This window comes from Citrobacter sp. 50677481 (assembly GCF_001463265.1).
Lineage (GTDB): Bacteria > Pseudomonadota > Gammaproteobacteria > Enterobacterales > Enterobacteriaceae > Citrobacter_A > Citrobacter_A sedlakii.
In genome coordinates this window covers 199,805-217,542 of the sequence record NZ_LNHZ01000027.1, presented here as the reverse complement: position 1 = coordinate 217,542, position 17,738 = coordinate 199,805, and the positions used below count along the sequence as shown (strand labels likewise).

Sequence of the window (17,738 nt, the reverse complement as noted above, 5' to 3'; positions counted from 1 at the left end):
AGATCTCTGTCAGAAACTGTAGCTGGCGCCAACCTGAACAGTCCGGTCGCGCCCGATCCAACAGTTGGTGCTGTCGTAGCAACTGAAGGTCTCTTTATTAGTGACATTCTGCGCGCTGGCCTTTAGCGTCACGCCGCTGAGCGAAGGTAGCGCTTCGCCCAGGCGGTAAGACATTGCCAGATCGTACTGCGTCGTGCCGCCCAGCTTCCCGGCTGTGTTATCCGGCGAAATCTCCATCGGTCCGGTGTAGCGCGCGCCAGCGCCCAGCGTGAGCCCGCGTAGCGCAGTGCTATCGAAGGTGTAATCGCCCCACAGCGTAAAGGCGTTTTCCGGTACCTGAGTGGGCCGTTTTCCTTCGTAGCTTTCATCTTTCGTATTAATCGCATGGGTGTAGGCGTAGTTGGCGATCAGCGTGACGTTGTCAGCAGGACGACTGATGAGGGACAGCTCAGCGCCTTTTGACTCAATTTCGCCAGTCTGGCGGTAATCCCATGTTGGCGTCGCCGAAAAGACATTTTTCTGACGAATAGTGAATACCGAAGCGGTAAAGGTGGTGGCATAGTCAGCCAGCAGATACTTCACCCCGCCCTCCACCTGTTTGCTGGTGGTCGGCTTCACGTCTTTGGTCGTCAGCGAGCCCTGCGGCGAAATCGGCCTGAAGCCTTCAGAATAGCTGATAAACGGGGATATTCCGTTAGCAAAAGCGTACAGCGCGCCAATACGTTTGGTCACCCGATCCTGGGAGATCCACGTTTTCTCGCCGTTCTGCAGCGCGTCAGTGGTCGTCGAGCGATAGTCATCGTAGCGGATACTGGCCAGCAGGTTTACGCCGCCAAAGACGATCTGGTCCTGGAGATAGTAACCATTTTGTTGGTAAGAAAGACGATTTTTTTGCGCGGTGTACAGGCCGAGATCGTCAGTATGAATCTGGTGGAAATCCGGATGGCGCATGTCAATGCCCGGCGTGGCGCTGGCATAACGATAGAAATAATGGCTGTCGAGTTTCTGGTAGTCGAAACCGGCCAGCAGGTGATGCTGCCAGTCGCCCAACAGCACCGTTTTGGTTAACTGGTTATCAATGTTAACGCTCTTAAGATCTTCATCAGTGGTGTAGGCAAAGCGATCGAGCATCCAGACCGGGTTGACGCCATTGCCGGTGGCATAGACGCTGCGCTGGTGGGTATCGACGTCAAAATACCGCGCTTTCTGGCTGAATCCCCAGCCGCTCTCGAACGCATGTTCGAGATGGTAGCCCAGCATCCACTGACGTTGTTTGAAGCCGCTCCACTTATCGCCTGCAAAGTCCCGACGGTCGGCATAACCGGAGCGCAGATATGCGATAGGCAATGGATTCGACGGCGACAGCGACGGCGTATTTTGTACCAGCGCATCCAGCGTCAGACGCGTTCTGCCGTCCGGCTGCCAGCTCACGGAGGGTGCAAGCAGGTAATCTTCATAGCGCGTGGTATATGGCTGATCGTTCCCTTCCGTCGCTTTCCCGAGCAGGCGATAATTCCAGTCGCTGTCACGGATGTTTCCCGTTGCGTCCAGATACCCTTCTTTCAGGTTGCGCGTACCGGTCATAACACCCAACTCCGTTTTCTGCTCCGCCTGCGGCGTCTTGCCCTGAATATTCACCAGTCCGCCCGGCGAGCCGTTGCCGTACAGCACCGACGCGGGGCCTTTGAGAATATCGACATGTTCAATGAGCAGCGGATCGATGCGCGCTTTAGTGTTGCCCGTGACGTTATACGGCAACTGTAAGCCATTGTAGTACTCTTGATCGACGGTGAAACCGCGGATTTTGTACTCGCTCATGTAGGTCGTATTGCCGCGCATTTCCGTTGACACGCCCGGTGCGTAGCGCAATATCTCGTTAACCGACGTTGCATGGCGCAGCGTGATTTCTTTTTTATCGAGAGTATTAATCACCTGCGGCGTCTTACTTTCAGGCACTGCGGATTTGGTCGCGCTGTTGGTCCAGGCAGGCAGCAAGCTCTCCTGCCCCGACGCGGACACCACGATAGTGGCTTCGTCTGCCTCTGCGGCATAACAGGAAGTGGTCAGAGCCAGTGAGATACAGCCAGAGAGCGCGCGCAAGCGAAAGCGTGAAGGGGTTATCATCATGAGAATCGTTATAATATGAAATAGGAATAGCAATTATTCTCATTTTTATTTGCAAATCAACAACACCCTTTCTACGGTATATTTTTTCGCATAAAACAACGGCTCCCGCAGGAGCCGTTGTGCCGAGGGTTAGTCGCGCCGCACAAGCCGGAAAACGCCCAGCACCACAACGGCGCCCACCACCGCGACGAGGAAACTGTGCAGATTAAAACCGCTGATGCTGCCGCCAATGCCGAACATGGTCGCCAGCCAGCCCCCCACTACCGCCCCCACAATACCGAGTATGCAGGTGAGAATAAACCCGCCGCCGTCGCGCCCCGGCATCAGCAGTTTGGCAATAACACCGGCAATCAGACCGAAAACAATCCAGGCAATGATCCCCATGTTGAGGCCCTCTGTTCAGTGAAACCACACGCAACACCTTCTTGCGCCCGTACGCTAAGTATAGGCAAGTCGTTGATCCACGCCGAACCGGGCAGTGCAATTATTCCTTGTGGTATAGATAAGGGTTGTCTTAGGTTCTACCGCGCCCTGCCGATAACCCGTCGAAATCCCGCAACCTGGGCACATAATTACATCGCGTCCAGCGCGCGTTGTAGCTTCCAGATATAGCGCGGCGCCTGCGGCGCGGGATGGTTATCGACGACATGCTCAAAAAATTCGTCCGCATCCAGATCGTTAATTTTTTCGATCGCCTTTTTACGGTCGGAGGAGAAGGTACGCAGCAGCGCACCCGCGCCGTTCGCATACGAAACCACCAGCGCGTACTGCATCACCTGCGGGTCTTCGATGCCTGCGAGCGGACCGTTTTCCAGAATGCTCAGGTAAGCGGCGCCCATCGAAATGTTACGCTCCGGGTTTTTCAGTTCGCTGGTGGAAGGCTCGCCGCTCCAGCCCATACGGCGGTACACATCGCGCCCGGAGGTGGACGCCTTAAGCTGCATTAGCCCGACGGCGTTGGATTTGCTTACCACACTGGGGTTGCCGCCGGATTCAATGGCGATAATCGCGGTAATCAGCTTCGGGCTGACACCCCAGGCTGCGCCGGCTTTCTCACTGATCGGCATCCACTGCATTGCCCGTTTTACCGGCACTTCCGGGTTCCACGGCGGATTTTTATAATCGGGTTTTGAACTACAGCCAGCAAGCAGCACAATCAAAAAAGCAAACCATCTCAATTTCACGTCATCTGTCCTTATGGCCGACGCATCGGGCGTTTATTCGGCGTCAATACAACAATGCAGGCCGGATAAGCCAGGCGTTATCCGGCAAAACGTTCTACTATAGGCGGCATGATATACATTAGGTTTCTGTTGTAGCAAGGAATTGCCATGTCCCGGTTTCACTTAATTGCCCCTTCGGGCTATTGCATTAATCAGCAAGCGGCTTCACTGGGTATTCAACGTCTGGAACAGGCTGGTCACCAGGTAGAAAATACCGCCGTGGTTGGACGACGTTATCAGCGTTTTGCCGGTACCGAAGCGGAGCGCCTGGCGGATATCACTGAACTGGTTAACCTGACGATGCCTGGTACTATCGTCATGCCGGTGCGCGGCGGGTACGGCGCGAGCCGTCTGCTGGCGCATATCGACTGGCAGGCGCTGGCCGCGCGTCAGCAGCAGGATCCGCTGCTCATATGCGGACACAGCGATTTTACGGCGATCCAGTGCGGTTTGCTGGCGTTGGGTAAGGTCATTACCTTCAGCGGTCCGATGCTGGCAGGCAATTTTGGCGCGCCGGAGCTGGACCGTTTTACGGAAGATCATTTCTGGCGGGCGCTACGTAACGCGGTGTATTCAGTGGCGTGGCGCAGCGAAGGCCCGGCGTGTCATACCGAAGGCACTCTCTGGGGCGGTAACCTGGCGATGCTGATTTCCCTCATCGGCACGCCGTGGATGCCGAAAATTGAAAACGGTATTCTGGTGCTGGAAGATATCAACGAGCACCCCTTCCGCGTTGAGCGTATGCTACTGCAACTCTTTGACGCGGGCATCCTCAACCGTCAGAACGCCATTGTGCTGGGTAGCTTTAGCGGTAGCGCGCCAAATGAGTATGACGCGGGATACGATCTCAACGCCGTCTATGCATTCTTACGCGAACGCCTCGCTATTCCGCTCATCACCGGGCTTGATTTTGGCCACGAACAACGCACCGTGACGCTGCCGCTGGGTGCGCATGCGGTTTTGCGTAATGACGCCAATGGCGCTCAGCTTACGCTGTCCGGTCATCCGGTGTTGAAATCTTAAAAAAAGCGCTGGCGAGGGCTAACTAATCCGCGGGAACGGTCGTTAATATGTTAGGCTTAATGAATAAAAAAGCATAATTGAGGAGAATACGACCGTTGGACGCCACTGCAATAATCAGTCTTTTTATCCTGGGGTCCGTCCTCGTCACCAGCAGTATCTTACTCAGTTCATTTTCGTCAAGTCTCGGTATCCCCATTCTGGTTATTTTCCTCGCCATCGGCATGCTGGCAGGCGTTGATGGCGTGGGCGGTATACCGTTCGACAACTATCCGTTTGCATATATGGTCAGTAACCTGGCGCTGGCGATTATCCTGCTGGATGGCGGGATGCGTACCCAGGCCAGTTCCTTTCGCGTCGCGCTGGGTCCGGCGCTGTCGCTGGCGACCGTCGGCGTGCTGATCACCTCTGGCTTGACCGGCATGATGGCGGCGTGGCTGTTTAAGCTGGACCTGATCGAAGGCTTGCTGATTGGCGCGATTGTCGGCTCTACCGACGCCGCTGCGGTTTTTTCGCTGCTCGGCGGCAAGGGGCTGAACGAACGCGTGGGCTCAACGCTGGAAATCGAATCCGGCAGTAACGACCCGATGGCGGTATTCCTCACCATTACCCTGATTGAGATGATCCAGCAGCATGAGACCGGCCTGAGCTGGATGTTCGCGGTCCATATCATTCAGCAGTTTGGTCTCGGGATCGCGCTTGGCTTAGGCGGCGGCTACCTGCTTCAACAGATGATCAACCGCATCTCCCTGCCCGGCGGACTGTATCCGCTGCTGGCCCTGAGCGGCGGGATCCTGATTTTCGCCTTAACCACCGCGCTGGACGGCAGCGGGATCCTGGCGGTGTACCTGTGCGGCTTTTTGCTGGGCAACCGCCCGATCCGCAACCGTTACGCGATACTGCAAAACTTCGATGGGCTGGCCTGGCTGGCGCAAATTGCCATGTTCCTCGTACTGGGACTGCTCGTTACGCCGTCTGACCTGCTGCCCATAGCCGTCCCGGCGCTGATGCTGTCGGCGTGGATGATTTTCTTTGCCCGTCCCATTTCGGTTTTTGCCGGGTTACTGCCGTTCCGCGGCTTTAACCTGCGCGAGCGGGTATTCATCAGTTGGGTTGGACTGCGCGGCGCGGTTCCCATCATTCTTGCGGTGTTTCCGATGATGGCTGGTCTGGACAACGCGCGCCTGTTTTTCAACGTCGCCTTCTTCGTGGTGCTGATCTCGTTGCTGTTTCAGGGCACCTCGCTCTCGTGGGCGGCGAAAAAAGCGAAGGTCGTGGTGCCGCCCGTGGGTTGGCCGGTTTCCCGGGTGGGGCTGGATATTCATCCGGAAAACCCCTGGGAGCAGTTTGTCTACCAGCTCAGCGCCGACAAATGGTGTGTGGGCGCGGCCCTTCGCGATCTGCATATGCCGCAGGAGACGCGCATTGCAGCGCTGTTCCGCAACAATGAGCTGTTTCACCCAACCGGCAGCACCCGTTTACAGGAAGGCGATGTGCTCTGCGTGATAGGACGCGAACGCGATTTGCCTGCGCTAGGCAAACTGTTCAGCCAGTCACCGCCGGTGGCGCTGGACCAGCGTTTCTTCGGTGATTTCATTCTGGAAGCGAGTGCGAAATTCGCCGATGTGGCGCTGATTTACGGGCTGGAAGACGGAACCGAGTATCGTGACAAACAGCAAACGCTGGGTGAAATTGTCCAGCAGTTGCTCGGCGCCGCGCCAGTCGTGGGCGACCAGGTTGAATTTGCCGGCATGATCTGGACGGTCGCCGAAAAAGAAGATAACGCAGTGCGCAAAGTCGGGGTGCGCGTGGCGGGAGAAGAAGACGAAGAATAACGATGGCGATGCCGGACACGCGTAGCCGTCGCCCGGCATCGTTCAATAAGTTACACCGTCACAACCGGCACGCGCAGCGCCAGAGCGCACATTAGCTCATAACCGACGGTGCCGGCGGCAGCTGCGACGTCGTCAATCTTAATCTCTTTGCCCCAAAGCTCAACCGGCGTGCCAATCCCCGCCTGCGGACAGGGCGTTAAATCCACCGCCAGCATATCCATAGAGACCGTACCCACCGTCATCGTGCGCACGCCGTCAACCAGAACCGGCGTTCCCGTTGGGGCATGGCGCGGATAGCCGTCGGCATACCCCGCCGCGACAATACCGATCCGCTGTTCGTGCTGGGCTGTGAAACGCCCGCCGTAACCAACCCGGTCGCCGGCTTTCAACGTCTGTACGCCGATGATTTCGCTGCAAAGGGACATGACGGGTTTCAGCCCGGTATTGGCGATATCACGCCACTGGCCGGAAGGCGACGCTCCGTACAGAATAATCCCCGGTCGCACCCAGTCGCCGTGGGCTTCCGGATGCCACAAGGTTGCCGCAGAATTCGCCAGCGAACAGCGGCATTCCAGCCCTTCCGTCGCCTGCGCAATCCGCGCCATCGCCTCATTGATGCCGTCAGGGTGTTCAGCATCGGCAAAATGCGACATCAGCGTCATCTCGCCGACGTTCGGCATGGCCCGCAGTTGTTGCCAGACTGTCTGCAACCGTTCCGGTAGAAAACCAAGACGGTTCATCCCCGTATTCACTTTCACGTACACGTCCAGCGGCGCGTTGAGTTTCGCGTTCTGGATTGCCTTCAACTGCCAGTTGCTGTGTACGCACGTTGTCAGCCTCCAGGTATCGTATACGGTCAGATCGTCTGCATGAAAGAAGCCTTCCAGCATCAGGATCGGTCCTTTCCAGCCGCGCTCTCGCAGGGTTATCGCTTCTTCTAAATTGAGCAGCGCAAACCCATCGGTGCCGCCTAACGCATTCCAGATACGTTCAATGCCATGTCCGTAGGCGTTGGCTTTAACCACTGACCAGACGCGGGCGTCCGGTGCAGCCTGACGGACAATACTCAAATTCTGCTTCATCGCCTGCAGGTCAAGGCTGGCCAGTATAGGGCGGGTCATTTCGCATCCTTATCAGTGATGTGCGCCATGAAGTTGCTGTGGCCGGGATGGCGTATACCCCGGGCTGTAACGCGCCACGCTCAAATCCTCATACGGGATCGCGGGCGTGCGGCCAGAGAGGATATCGCTCAGGAGCTGTCCGGAGCCGCAGGCCATGGTCCACCCCAGCGTCCCGTGTCCGGTATTCAGCAGCAGATTTTTAAAGCGGGTTCGCCCCACGACCGGCGTACCATCCGGCGTCATTGGGCGCAGCCCGGTCCAGAATGTGGCCTGTTCAATGCGTCCACCGCGCGGGTAGAGATCGCGCACCACCATCTCCAGCGTTTCCCGACGCGGCTGGAGCAGTTCGGTATTAAAGCCGACGATTTCCGCCATGCCCCCGACACGAATGCGCTGATCGAAACGGGTAATGGCGATTTTGTAGGTTTCATCAAGAATAGTCGAAACAGGCGCGCCGTCCTCTTCCGCCACAGGGATCGTCAGCGAATAGCCTTTCAGCGGATACACCGGAATATCGACAATGCCTTTCAGCATCGCCGTGGAATAGGAGCCAAAGGCCATCACATACGCATCGGCTTTGATGATTTCGTCGCCGCACTTCACGCCATAGATACGCTCGCCTTCACAGAGCAGCTTGTCCACCGGCGTGTTGAAACGGAACGTGACGCCAGCCTGTTCAGCCATTTGCGCCAGTCGCTGGGTAAAAAGCTGGCAGTCGCCCGTTTCGTCGTTCGGCAACCGCAGCCCGCCGGTCAGCTTATGCGCCACTTCCGCCAGCGCCGGTTCCACTTCCGCCAGCCGGGCAGATTCCAGCAACTGGTACGGCACGCCCGCGTCTTCCAGCACCGCGATGTCCCGGGTGGCGTTTTCATACTGCTGTTCGGTGCGGAAGAGTTGTAGCGTCCCGCCCTGACGTCCTTCGTACTGAATGCCGGTTGACGCACGCAGCGCTTTCAGACAGTCGCGGCTGTACTCCGCGAGACGCACCATGCGGCCTTTGTTTTCCATGTAGTGGCGGGTGTCGCAGTTCCGCAGCATTTGCCACATCCATTTAAGTTGAAACGGCGAACCGTCCAGACGCACGGCCAGCGGCGCGTGGCGCTGGAACATCCATTTAATTGCCTTTAAAGGAACGCCTGGCGCCGCCCAGGGGGCGGCATAGCCTGGTGAAATCTGTCCAGCGTTCGCGGCACTGGTTTCCAGCGCCGGACCGGGTTCACGATCGATGACGGTAACCTCGTGCCCGGCCTGACATAAATACCAGGCGCTGGTCACGCCAACGACGCCACTTCCCAGTATGACAACTCGCATAGCCACTCCGTTAACAGTAAAAGAACAATCTTCTAATTACATCTTGATAACCCAGATGAAAATATTATTCAACATATGGCTTTTTTATGGTGACCTGCCTCACAGATAGCCGATTGCAGGGTGATAGCGATTGTTTGGCATCTCCTGCTATGCCGCATTTTTATCCAGCATAAAATAGCGTAGCGATGGCAATTTCTGGCGGGATAACCAGCAGAAATCGCGAAGAAAAGATCGCATCGCCAACACGGTTTTTAACAGGGTGTTCTATGCTTGAAATGAGGTGCTCCACACAGAGAGCGCCGCCAACAATGAGGGTGCGCGAATGGCTACGATTGATTCCATGAACAAGGACACCACACGGTTGAGCGATGGACCCGACTGGACGTTTGATCTGCTGGATGTTTACCTGGCAGAAATAGACCGTGTGGCAAAACTCTACAGACTGGACACCTATCCGCACCAGATTGAGGTCATCACCTCCGAGCAGATGATGGACGCCTATTCCAGCGTCGGGATGCCGATCAATTATCCGCACTGGTCATTTGGCAAAAAGTTTATCGAAACCGAAAGATTGTATAAACACGGGCAGCAGGGTCTGGCCTATGAGATTGTCATTAACTCGAACCCGTGTATCGCTTATCTGATGGAAGAGAACACCATTACCATGCAGGCGCTGGTAATGGCTCACGCCTGCTACGGGCATAACTCTTTCTTCAAAAACAATTATCTGTTCCGCAGTTGGACCGACGCCAGCTCGATTGTTGATTACCTGATTTTTGCCCGCAATTACATCACTCAGTGCGAAGAGCGTTACGGCGTTGATGAGGTGGAAAAATTGCTGGACTCCTGTCATGCGCTGATGAATTACGGGGTTGATCGCTACAAGCGTCCGCAAAAAATCTCTTTGCAGGAGGAGAAAGCCCGTCAGAAAAGCCGTGAAGAATATCTGCAAAGCCAGGTAAACATGCTGTGGCGTACACTGCCGAAGAAAGAGGAAGAAAAAACGGTGGCCGAGGCGCGACGTTATCCGTCGGAGCCGCAGGAGAACTTGCTCTACTTTATGGAGAAGAACGCGCCACTGCTGGAGTCCTGGCAGCGTGAGATCCTGCGTATCGTACGCAAAGTGAGCCAGTATTTCTATCCGCAGAAGCAGACCCAGGTGATGAACGAAGGCTGGGCCACCTTCTGGCACTATACGATCCTGAATCATCTTTATGACGAAGGCAAAGTCACCGAGCGCTTTATGCTGGAATTTTTGCACAGCCACACTAACGTGGTGTTCCAGCCGCCCTATAACAGCCCATGGTACAGCGGCATTAATCCCTATGCGCTGGGCTTTGCGATGTTCCAGGACATCAAGCGCATCTGTCAGTCGCCAACGGAAGAAGATCGCTACTGGTTCCCCGATATGGCGGGATCAGACTGGCTGGAGACGCTGCATTTCGCGATGCGCGACTTTAAAGATGAAAGCTTCATTAGCCAGTTCCTGTCGCCGAAGGTGATGCGTGATTTCCGCTTCTTTACGGTGCTGGACGACGATCGGCATAACTATCTGGAAATCTCTGCGATTCATAACGAGGAAGGCTACCGTGAAATCCGCAATCGCCTGTCGTCACAATATAACCTGAGCAATCTTGAGCCAAATATCCAGGTGTGGAATGTCGATCTGCGCGGCGATCGCTCTCTGACGCTACGCTACATTCCGCACAACCGCGCGCCGCTGGACAAGGGTCGTAAAGAGGTGCTGAAGCACGTGCATCGGCTATGGGGATTTGACGTGACGCTGGAACAGCAGAACGAAGACGGCAGCGTTGAGCTACTGGAACGCTGCCCGGCGAGAGTGAACAGTTTGTAATCGCCCTGTCGCCCGCAGGGGAAACCGCCGGGTTGGATAAACGCAAAAAACCTCTCTGCAGAGAGGTTTTTCTTTTATGTCCTATCGCCCCTGAATCGCGAGATCGCCCGGCAGGTTTTTCTGCATCCGGTGCCAGATCTCGCCGCTGTCGTGACCGTAGCGGCGTACCGTTTCATACACCTGATCGTGCGCGCCTTGCAGGCAGAGTTGCGACAGCTTGTGATAGAACCCCAACGCCAGGCTGCGCGCTTCCGGATTAGCGAAATAGTGACGCCCGATACGGGTGTACAGCCCTTTCATGCCGTTGAGGATCAGGCCGTAAATCGGGTTGCCGGAGGCAAACGCCAGGCCGCGGAAAATGTTGTAATCAAGTTCCGCAAAGGCGTCGGCGTGGTCGGCAACTTCCTGCGCTGTCGCCAGCACTTCCTGAGCTTTGTCAGGATGCTGACGAAATGCGGTGCGGATAAAGATCGTTGAGATGTTGGTTCGCACCGACAGCAGATTATCAATCAGTTGCGGAACGCTTTCATGATCGAGACGCGCCAGGGTTTCAAGAATGTTCAGCCCGGACGTTTCCCAGAAATTATTCACCTTCGTCGGTTTGCCGTGCTGAATGGTCAACCAACCATCACGCGCCAGACGCTGAAGCACTTCACGCAAAGTGGTACGCGTCACCCCGATCAGCTCGGAGAGTTCACGTTCAGCAGGCAGAATAGTGCCCGGGGGGAAGCGGTTATTCCAGATACTTTCAATGATGTACTCTTCCGCGAAACCCGCCGGGCTCTGCGCCTTAATGACCATAGTGAGATTTCCATTACACAGCAAAACATAGTTACACTCATCATACCAGACGGGTTACAACCCCGATAGCGCAGGCAACAAAGAAAAAGGGGATCAAGGCTTCATTTTCCGGATAACGCCGCGCCGGTATATAAGGTTAAGGACTTGCCTGGTTTACCGCTGACCGCTAAGCTTTGCGGCTAAACATAAAAACATCATTTCATTTAATTAGGTAAGGGAAACCGCCATGGAGATCTCCTGGGGTCGCGCATTCTGGCGCAACTTTTTAGGCCAGTCGCCAGACTGGTACAAACTCGCTCTACTGATATTTCTGATCGTTAACCCGCTGATTTTCATGATCAACCCCTTTGTAGCGGGATGGTTGCTAGTGGCGGAATTTATCTTCACGCTGGCCATGGCGCTGAAATGCTACCCGCTGCTGCCGGGCGGACTGCTGGCGATTGAAGCGGTGATGATCGGCATGACCAGCGCCGCCCATGTGCGCGAAGAAGTCGCGGCCAATCTGGAAGTCCTGCTGCTGCTGATGTTTATGGTGGCGGGCATCTACTTTATGAAGCAGTTACTGCTGTTTATTTTTACCCGCCTGCTGTTGAGTATTCGCTCCAAAACCATGCTATCGCTAGCCTTCTGCATTGCCGCCGCCTTTCTTTCGGCTTTCCTTGATGCGCTTACCGTGGTTGCCGTCGTGATCAGCGTTGCCGTTGGCTTTTACGGTATTTATCACCGTGTAGCCTCCGCGCGCGGTGAAGATAACGATATTCTGGACGACAGCCATATCGATCAGCATTACAAAACGGTGCTGGAGCAGTTCCGCGGCTTTTTACGCAGCCTGATGATGCACGCAGGCGTTGGGACCGCGCTTGGCGGCGTGATGACCATGGTGGGCGAACCGCAGAACCTGATTATTGCAAAAGCCGCCGGCTGGCATTTTGGCGACTTCTTTCTGCGCATGTCGCCTGTCACCCTCCCCGTGCTGATTTGCGGCCTGCTGACCTGCGTATTGGTAGAGAAAATGCGCTGGTTTGGTTATGGCGAAACGCTGCCGGAAAAAGTGCGTGAAGTCTTGCAGCAGTTTGACGATCAAAACCGCCATCAGCGCACCCGTCAGGACCGACTGAAACTGGTGGTGCAGGCGATTATCGGCGTCTGGCTGGTGGTTGCCCTGGCGCTGCATCTGGCGGAAGTGGGGCTGATTGGCCTGTCGGTCATTATTTTAGCGACCTCGCTAACCGGCGTTACTGACGAGCACGCCATCGGCAAAGCGTTTACCGAGTCACTGCCCTTTACCGCCCTGCTGACCGTGTTTTTCTCGATTGTCGCCGTGATCATTGACCAGCATCTGTTTACGCCTATCATCCAGTATGTCCTGCAGGCGTCGGAGCATGCCCAGTTAACGCTGTTTTATCTGTTTAACGGGCTGCTCTCTTCGATCTCCGATAACGTCTTCGTCGGCACGATTTACATCAACGAAGCCAAAGCGGCGATGGAAAGCGGCGCGATCTCACTGCAACAGTTTGAACTGCTGGCGGTGGCCATTAATACCGGCACCAACCTGCCGTCCGTCGCCACACCAAATGGCCAGGCGGCCTTCCTGTTCCTGTTGACTTCTGCCCTTGCGCCATTGATTCGCCTCTCTTATGGTCGGATGGTGTGGATGGCGCTGCCTTATACCGTTGTTCTGACGCTGGTGGGTCTGCTGTGCGTGGAGTTCACTCTCGCCCCGTACACTGAATGGATGACCCGGATCGGCCTTTTAGCTACACTTCCATAACAACTTACCGGGCATTTCACTGCCCGGTTTGCCTTTTTGCGTGATAATTATCCAATTACACAATATTTCATTTTCTCCTGGTGGCGCAGTTATTGAATTGGTTTACACTGCCGTGTCTACGCATATTGCAGGGAAATAACTATGTTGCGATTTTTGAACCAGTGCTCACGGGGTCGGGGCGCATGGTTACTGATGGCATTGACTGCCCTGGCGCTCGAACTGGTCGCGCTGTGGTTTCAGCATGTCATGCTACTTAAACCGTGTGTGTTGTGCATTTACGAACGCTGCGCGCTGTTTGGCATCATGGGCGCCGGGTTAGTCGGCGCCATCGCGCCGAAAACGCCGTTACGCTATGTCGCGCTGGTGATTTGGATCTACAGCGCCATCCGCGGCGTTCAACTGGCATGGGAACACACCATGATTCAGTTACATCCTTCCCCCTTCATGACCTGTGATTTTATGGCGCGCTTCCCGGGCTGGCTGCCGCTGGATAAATGGTTGCCGCAAGTGTTTGTTGCCTCTGGCGACTGTGCGGAACGTCAGTGGGAATTTTTAAGCCTCGAAATGCCGCAGTGGTTGTTGGGCATTTTTGCCGCTTATCTGGTGGTGGCGATTCTGGTGTTAATCGCGCAGCCGTTTAAGCCGAAAAGACGCGATCTGTTTGGTCGTTAATCCGCAACGCTCCCACCCGGGGGCGTTTTTTTTGCCGGAAAATCATTGCGTGCGACGCTTTATAAGATGTATATTAAATGCATCTTATAAAGCCCACCAGGGGGAGTCCTTATGTCACATCTACGCATCCCGGCAAACTGGAAAATCAAACGTTCAACCCCATTTTTCACCAAAGATAACGTCCCCGCAGCGCTTCTCTCCCACCACAACACTGCCGCCGGCGTTTTCGGTCAATTGTGTGTCATGGAAGGGACGGTCACCTATTACGGTTTCGCTAACGAAGAAGCAAAAGAACCGGAAGTGAAAGTGGTGATCAACGCCGGCCAGTTCGCCACCAGCCCACCGCAGTACTGGCACCGGGTCGAGTTGAGCGATGACGCTCAGTTTAATATCAACTTCTGGGTCGATGAAGATCACGAAGGCGAGCAGATGTATCAGGCGAAAAACGCATAACATCCGCTCTCAGCATGGGCGGCTCAGTCCGCCCATTCAGGTTTATTCAGAATATGGTCCTGCCAGTCGCGGACTTCTGACTCTTTTACCGCAATATGGCGCACCGAGATGCGTTCGCCGTGCATCGCCGCTTTTGACCCCGTCAGCAGAGGGTGCCACGCGGGTAACCCTTTCCCTTCCGCCAGTAAACGATACGCACAGGTCATCGGCAGCCATTCAAAAGTCGGCAAATTATCACGCGTGAGTTTAATGCAGTCAGGCTCGTATTCGAAACGGCGTTCGTAGTTGCGACACTGGCAGGTTTTGATGTTTAACTGTCGGCAGGCGACATTGGTAAAATAGATTTCGTCAGTGTCTTCGTCCATCAGCTTATGCAGACAGCACTGACCACAGCCATCACAGAGCGACTCCCATTCGGCATCGGTCATTTCATCCAGGGTTTTACTTTGCCAGAAAGGTAAATCGCTCATCAGGGTATCCGCCATTGCTGTAAAGCTGCACCTTATAACCAGTCTGGCACGCTGATGCAAGTTTTGCCGCCCAAAAAAGGCGGCAAAGGGCTTTTACAGAACGCGAGTCGTAAGGGAATGGCCGTTGAAATGAATCTCCAGCTCGTCGCCGCTGGCAAGCGGCCCGACGCCTTCCGGGGTACCGGTCAATACAACGTCTCCGGCCTTAAGGGTAAAGAATTTACTCATATACGCAATCAGCGGCACGATTTTGTGGATCATGTCGGCGGTCGTGCCCTGCTGGCGAACCTCGCCGTTTACCGTCAGGCTAAGCGGCGTATCCTGCGGATCGCCGTTAAATTCAGCAGCCGGAATAAACCCCGACAACGGGCAGGAATTATCGAAGCCTTTGGCTTTTTCCCATGGCTGCCCCGCCTTCTTCATTTTGCCCTGTATGTCGCGCAGCGTCAGATCGAGCGCCACACCGTAACCGGCAATGGCTTTACGCACATGATCTTCCGTCGCCTGGCGTAACGTAGCGCCAATCAGAACCGCCAGTTCGACTTCATGATGCACCGCGCCCATCGCCGTTGGAATCGCCAACGGCTGGCGCAGATCGCAAAGCGCTGTTTCCGGTTTGATAAACAGCACCGGCTCATCCGGCGTCGCGCTTCCCATCTCTTTAATATGCTTTGCGTAGTTGCTGCCTACGCAAACCACTTTGCTTGCCGGGAAGTCGAGCAGCGCGCCCTGCCAGTTATGATGTTGATACATGCTTTTCCCCTAATCTGTCATCCTGGATGGTCAGTAATGGCACCGGCAAGGCTTAACGCCGGATACCGTTTATTTATCCGTTTCTGGAGCGTGCTGCGAGGAGGCTGAAAGATGTTGCTTCAATAAATCTTCCGGCGGCGGAGGCAATTGTAAATAATATCCCTGCTCCGCTAAGGCTTGCTTTACTTTATCCAGATCGGCGTTGACTAACTTCTTACGACCATCCAGCGGCAATATCATTGCCAGTTTTGGCTGGCCAAATCCTTTCATCAGCTCTTCAGGTACGCGTGAAAAATCGTCTTTTTTTTCGACATATAAATAGGTCTGGTCACGTCGGGTACTTCTGTAGATCACACAAAACATACATTTTACTCTGAATTAAACGGTTGGCGACTTGCCTCAATATAATAGTGACTATAACATGCCTTCTGGACTTCGGAATATCATCCCATATCGGGGATGATAAATAGCAAATTGAGTAAGGCCAGGATGTCAAACACGCCCATCGAACTTAAAGGCAGTAGCTTCACCTTATCAGTGGTTCATTTGCATGAAGCCGAACCCGAGGTTATTCGTCAGGCGTTAGAAGACAAAATCGCTCAGGCTCCCGCTTTTTTAAAACACGCCCCGGTGGTGATTAACGTCAGCGGTCTGGACGCGCCGGTAAACTGGCCGGTTCTGCAGGAGGTGGTGACCTCCACAGGACTGCGGATTATCGGGGTCAGCGGCTGCAAAGACGCCCGTTTAAAAGCGGAAATCGACCAGATGGGCCTTCCCTTATTGACTGAAGGGAAAGAAAAAGCCGCGCGTTCCGCGCCAGCTGAACCCGTCGCCCCTGTCGCCCCGGCGCAAAACGCTGGTTCCGTCACAAAAACGCGATTTATTGATGTGCCGGTTCGTTCCGGTCAGCGCATTTATGCACCACAATGTGATCTGATTGTTACAAGTCACGTCAGCGCTGGCGCAGAGCTTATCGCTGACGGTAATATTCATGTCTACGGCATGATGAGAGGCCGTGCGCTGGCGGGCGCAAGCGGCGATCGGGAAGCGCAAATTTTTTGTACCCATCTGACGGCAGAACTGGTCTCTATCGCAGGTGTTTACTGGCTGAGTGATAAAATCCCAGCAGAATTTTATGGCAAAGCGGCCCGTTTGCAGTTAGCAGACAACGCTTTGACAGTTCAACCGTTGAATTGATCCCTTTTTAACAAGGAATTTCTATGGCACGCATTATTGTAGTTACTTCGGGTAAAGGGGGCGTTGGCAAAACCACCTCCAGCGCGGCCATCGCTACTGGTTTGGCCCAGAAGGGAAAGAAAACTGTCGTTATTGATTTTGATATCGGCCTGCGTAACCTCGATCTTATCATGGGGTGTGAACGCCGGGTCGTTTACGATTTCGTCAACGTCATTCAGGGCGATGCGACGCTGAATCAGGCGTTAATCAAGGACAAACGTACTGAAAACCTCTTTATTCTTCCTGCCTCTCAGACGCGCGATAAAGACGCCCTGACCCGCGAAGGCGTCGCGAAAGTCCTCGACGATCTGAAAGCGATGGATTTCGACTTCATTGTCTGCGACTCCCCGGCGGGGATTGAAACCGGCGCGCTGATGGCGCTCTACTTCGCCGATGAAGCGATCATCACCACGAACCCGGAAGTCTCCTCGGTTCGTGACTCCGACCGCATTCTGGGGATTCTGGCGTCGAAATCCCGCCGCGCCGAAAATGGCGAAGAACCGATCAAAGAACATCTGCTGCTGACGCGCTACAACCCGGGCCGGGTGAATAAAGGCGATATGCTCAGCATGGAAGATGTGCTGGAAATCCTGCGCATTAAGCTTGTCGGGGTGATCCCGGAAGATCAGTCTGTACTGCGCGCCTCTAACCAGGGCGAGCCGGTCATTCTGGATATCAATGCAGACGCGGGTAAAGCGTATGCCGATACGGTAGATCGTCTGTTGGGAGAAGAACGTCCTTTCCGCTTCATTGAAGAAGAGAAGAAAGGTTTCCTCAAACGCCTGTTCGGAGGATAAGTTATGGCATTACTGGATTTTTTTCTCTCGCGGAAAAAGAGTACAGCCAACATCGCGAAAGAGCGATTACAGATTATTGTCGCAGAGCGTCGTCGTAGCGACGCCGAGCCGCATTATTTACCGCAGTTACGCAAAGATATTCTTGAGGTCATTTGTAAATACGTACAAATCGATCCTGAAATGGTCACCGTTCAGCTTGAACAAAAAGACGGCGACATTTCTATTCTCGAACTTAACGTGACATTGCCAGAAGCGGAAGAGTCGAAATAACGCTTTCGCTCAGAAAAATCCTG

The 17,738-nt window shown here is 54.7% G+C and carries 18 protein-coding genes; 9 read left to right on the top strand and 9 right to left on the bottom strand.

Annotation, left to right across the window (positions count from 1 at the left end):
* Nucleotides 1-9 precede the first annotated feature (9 nt).
* From APU02_RS06760 to emtA, 3 genes are all read right to left on the bottom strand, one after another.
* Nucleotides 10-2,121 (bottom strand): TonB-dependent siderophore receptor, encoded by a 2,112-nt coding sequence (locus APU02_RS06760; protein WP_239692854.1) that lies wholly within the window; start codon nt 2,119-2,121, stop codon nt 10-12.
* A gap of 135 nt (nt 2,122-2,256) precedes the next feature.
* Nucleotides 2,257-2,511 carry a GlsB/YeaQ/YmgE family stress response membrane protein gene (locus tag APU02_RS06755; RefSeq protein WP_042287677.1) on the bottom strand — a complete coding sequence of 85 codons (255 nt, stop codon included), beginning with the start codon at nt 2,509-2,511 and terminating at the stop codon, nt 2,257-2,259.
* A 188-nt stretch (nt 2,512-2,699) separates the two neighbouring features.
* Nucleotides 2,700-3,311 carry a membrane-bound lytic murein transglycosylase EmtA gene (gene emtA / locus APU02_RS06750; protein WP_042287680.1) on the bottom strand — a complete coding sequence of 204 codons (612 nt, stop codon included), beginning with the start codon at nt 3,309-3,311 and terminating at the stop codon, nt 2,700-2,702.
* A 147-nt stretch (nt 3,312-3,458) separates the two neighbouring features.
* Between emtA and ldcA the strand changes: the two genes are divergently transcribed.
* On the top strand, nt 3,459-4,373 hold the full coding sequence (ldcA, locus tag APU02_RS06745; protein WP_042287682.1) for a muramoyltetrapeptide carboxypeptidase: 915 nt from the start codon (nt 3,459-3,461) through the stop codon (nt 4,371-4,373).
* Between the two features lie 95 nt (nt 4,374-4,468).
* Nucleotides 4,469-6,205 carry a potassium/proton antiporter gene (locus APU02_RS06740; RefSeq protein ID WP_060569611.1) on the top strand — a complete coding sequence of 579 codons (1,737 nt, stop codon included), beginning with the start codon at nt 4,469-4,471 and terminating at the stop codon, nt 6,203-6,205.
* Between the two features lie 50 nt (nt 6,206-6,255).
* Here APU02_RS06740 and dadX read toward each other — a convergent pair whose 3' ends face one another.
* Together dadX and APU02_RS06730 are read right to left on the bottom strand one after the other, a co-directional pair.
* On the bottom strand, nt 6,256-7,326 hold the full coding sequence (gene dadX / locus APU02_RS06735) for a catabolic alanine racemase DadX (protein WP_060569610.1): 1,071 nt from the start codon (nt 7,324-7,326) through the stop codon (nt 6,256-6,258).
* 12 nt (nt 7,327-7,338) lie between these two features.
* Nucleotides 7,339-8,637 (bottom strand): D-amino acid dehydrogenase, encoded by a 1,299-nt coding sequence (locus APU02_RS06730; RefSeq protein ID WP_042287690.1) that lies wholly within the window; start codon nt 8,635-8,637, stop codon nt 7,339-7,341.
* A gap of 322 nt (nt 8,638-8,959) precedes the next feature.
* Between APU02_RS06730 and APU02_RS06725 the strand changes: the two genes are divergently transcribed.
* Complete coding sequence (locus tag APU02_RS06725; protein ID WP_042287691.1) at nt 8,960-10,492, top strand: SpoVR family protein; 1,533 nt, start codon at nt 8,960-8,962, stop codon at nt 10,490-10,492.
* A gap of 81 nt (nt 10,493-10,573) precedes the next feature.
* Here APU02_RS06725 and fadR read toward each other — a convergent pair whose 3' ends face one another.
* Entirely contained in the window at nt 10,574-11,293 is a 720-nt protein-coding gene (fadR, locus tag APU02_RS06720) for a fatty acid metabolism transcriptional regulator FadR (RefSeq protein ID WP_042287694.1), read from the bottom strand.
* 226 nt (nt 11,294-11,519) lie between these two features.
* Here fadR and nhaB point away from each other — a divergent pair, with 226 nt between their 5' ends.
* The 3 genes from nhaB to APU02_RS06705 all read left to right on the top strand — a co-directional run bounded on the left by nhaB (nt 11,520) and on the right by APU02_RS06705 (nt 14,189).
* Entirely contained in the window at nt 11,520-13,064 is a 1,545-nt protein-coding gene (gene nhaB / locus APU02_RS06715) for a Na(+)/H(+) antiporter NhaB (protein ID WP_042287696.1), read from the top strand.
* A 141-nt stretch (nt 13,065-13,205) separates the two neighbouring features.
* A complete protein-coding gene (gene dsbB, locus APU02_RS06710; RefSeq protein ID WP_042287698.1) occupies nt 13,206-13,736 on the top strand; it encodes a disulfide bond formation protein DsbB in 531 nt (176 codons plus the stop codon).
* A gap of 111 nt (nt 13,737-13,847) precedes the next feature.
* Nucleotides 13,848-14,189 carry a DUF1971 domain-containing protein gene (locus APU02_RS06705; protein ID WP_042287700.1) on the top strand — a complete coding sequence of 114 codons (342 nt, stop codon included), beginning with the start codon at nt 13,848-13,850 and terminating at the stop codon, nt 14,187-14,189.
* A gap of 23 nt (nt 14,190-14,212) precedes the next feature.
* Here APU02_RS06705 and APU02_RS06700 read toward each other — a convergent pair whose 3' ends face one another.
* The 3 genes from APU02_RS06700 to APU02_RS06690 form a co-directional block, all read right to left on the bottom strand.
* Nucleotides 14,213-14,659: a YcgN family cysteine cluster protein gene (locus tag APU02_RS06700; RefSeq protein ID WP_060569797.1), complete on the bottom strand. Its 447-nt coding sequence runs from the start codon at nt 14,657-14,659 to the stop codon at nt 14,213-14,215.
* Nucleotides 14,660-14,752: 93 nt separating this feature from the next.
* Nucleotides 14,753-15,412 carry a fumarylacetoacetate hydrolase family protein gene (locus APU02_RS06695; protein WP_042287702.1) on the bottom strand — a complete coding sequence of 220 codons (660 nt, stop codon included), beginning with the start codon at nt 15,410-15,412 and terminating at the stop codon, nt 14,753-14,755.
* 69 nt (nt 15,413-15,481) lie between these two features.
* Nucleotides 15,482-15,775 (bottom strand): YcgL domain-containing protein, encoded by a 294-nt coding sequence (locus APU02_RS06690; protein ID WP_042287705.1) that lies wholly within the window; start codon nt 15,773-15,775, stop codon nt 15,482-15,484.
* 126 nt (nt 15,776-15,901) lie between these two features.
* On the opposite strand from APU02_RS06690, the gene minC reads away from it, so the two are divergent.
* Genes minC through minE form a run of 3 tightly spaced genes read left to right on the top strand, consistent with a single transcriptional unit; the run spans nt 15,902 to nt 17,715 of the window.
* Nucleotides 15,902-16,609, top strand: coding sequence for a septum site-determining protein MinC (gene minC, locus APU02_RS06685; protein ID WP_042287708.1), 708 nt, complete (start codon nt 15,902-15,904; stop codon nt 16,607-16,609).
* 23 nt (nt 16,610-16,632) lie between these two features.
* Nucleotides 16,633-17,445 carry a septum site-determining protein MinD gene (gene minD, locus APU02_RS06680; RefSeq protein ID WP_042287710.1) on the top strand — a complete coding sequence of 271 codons (813 nt, stop codon included), beginning with the start codon at nt 16,633-16,635 and terminating at the stop codon, nt 17,443-17,445.
* Between the two features lie 3 nt (nt 17,446-17,448).
* A complete protein-coding gene (gene minE, locus APU02_RS06675) occupies nt 17,449-17,715 on the top strand; it encodes a cell division topological specificity factor MinE (protein WP_001185666.1) in 267 nt (88 codons plus the stop codon).
* Nucleotides 17,716-17,738 lie beyond the last annotated feature (23 nt).

Bases quoted from the DNA above. Each gene is read 5' to 3' on its own strand.
- APU02_RS06755 (WP_042287677.1), bottom strand. From the start codon at position 2,511: ATGGGGATCATTGCCTGGATTGTTTTCGGTCTGATTGCCGGTGTTATT.
- ldcA (WP_042287682.1), top strand. From the start codon at position 3,459: ATGTCCCGGTTTCACTTAATTGCCCCTTCGGGCTATTGCATTAATCAG.
- dadX (WP_060569610.1), bottom strand. From the start codon at position 7,326: ATGACCCGCCCTATACTGGCCAGCCTTGACCTGCAGGCGATGAAGCAG.
- APU02_RS06730 (WP_042287690.1), bottom strand. From the start codon at position 8,637: ATGCGAGTTGTCATACTGGGAAGTGGCGTCGTTGGCGTGACCAGCGCC.
- APU02_RS06725 (WP_042287691.1), top strand. From the start codon at position 8,960: ATGGCTACGATTGATTCCATGAACAAGGACACCACACGGTTGAGCGAT.
- fadR (WP_042287694.1), bottom strand. From the start codon at position 11,293: ATGGTCATTAAGGCGCAGAGCCCGGCGGGTTTCGCGGAAGAGTACATC.
- nhaB (WP_042287696.1), top strand. From the start codon at position 11,520: ATGGAGATCTCCTGGGGTCGCGCATTCTGGCGCAACTTTTTAGGCCAG.
- dsbB (WP_042287698.1), top strand. From the start codon at position 13,206: ATGTTGCGATTTTTGAACCAGTGCTCACGGGGTCGGGGCGCATGGTTA.
- APU02_RS06705 (WP_042287700.1), top strand. From the start codon at position 13,848: ATGTCACATCTACGCATCCCGGCAAACTGGAAAATCAAACGTTCAACC.
- APU02_RS06700 (WP_060569797.1), bottom strand. From the start codon at position 14,659: ATGAGCGATTTACCTTTCTGGCAAAGTAAAACCCTGGATGAAATGACC.
- APU02_RS06695 (WP_042287702.1), bottom strand. From the start codon at position 15,412: ATGTATCAACATCATAACTGGCAGGGCGCGCTGCTCGACTTCCCGGCA.
- APU02_RS06690 (WP_042287705.1), bottom strand. From the start codon at position 15,775: ATGTTTTGTGTGATCTACAGAAGTACCCGACGTGACCAGACCTATTTA.
- minC (WP_042287708.1), top strand. From the start codon at position 15,902: ATGTCAAACACGCCCATCGAACTTAAAGGCAGTAGCTTCACCTTATCA.
- minD (WP_042287710.1), top strand. From the start codon at position 16,633: ATGGCACGCATTATTGTAGTTACTTCGGGTAAAGGGGGCGTTGGCAAA.
- minE (WP_001185666.1), top strand. From the start codon at position 17,449: ATGGCATTACTGGATTTTTTTCTCTCGCGGAAAAAGAGTACAGCCAAC.